Source organism: Caballeronia sp. LZ029, from assembly GCF_031451275.1.
GTDB classification, from domain to species: Bacteria; Pseudomonadota; Gammaproteobacteria; order Burkholderiales; family Burkholderiaceae; genus Caballeronia; species Caballeronia jiangsuensis.
The window spans coordinates 1-610 of the sequence record NZ_JARUXO010000019.1; the positions used below are offsets into that span (position 1 = coordinate 1).

Sequence of the window (610 nt, forward strand, 5' to 3'; positions counted from 1 at the left end):
GACAATGAAGTACAGCACCATCGCCATGGCGCCTGTCGCGCCGAGCCCGACCACGAACTGCACCTCGCGTCCCGAGAAGGCGGCACCGGCGAGCGCCGCCGCGAAGACGCCGAAGGTCATGGATGCCTGCGAGCCAATTACCGTGCCGAGCGATGCGGCCAGAAAAATCCTGAGGCGCGACGTGCTGGCGGGAAGATAACGAGCGTAGTCGGCTACATACGGCCCGTACGAAATCTGCCAGGCGGCCGCCAGCGAGACGGCAAACACGAAATGGCTCGCGACGAAGTCCCGCTGCGCAAGCAGGCCGCTAATGTCGTGATGTGCCAGTAGAGCGGCAAACATATAGACGAACGCACAGACACCCACCACACTGGCCACCCTGGCGATCGAGTGGATCGTGCGGTACCCGAGCGTCGCGAGAAGCAGCGTTACGATGCCGAACACGACGATGCCCAGCCAGTCACTAATGCTCAGGATCCGGGCGACAGCCTGTCCGGCGAGCAAGGTCCCGCCTGCCGAAAATCCTACGTAAAGGAAGCTCACGAGCAGGAGCGGAATGACCGCGCCGAACACGCCAAACTGCACGCGGCTGCGGATCATCTGCGGCAGA

Annotated in this window: 1 protein-coding gene; it reads right to left on the reverse strand. The window is 63.1% G+C overall.

The features are described 5' to 3' along the window. Positions 1 to 610 (reverse strand): cytosine permease (locus QCE73_RS33910; protein ID WP_309885325.1); only part of this gene is annotated, 610 nt, incomplete at both ends.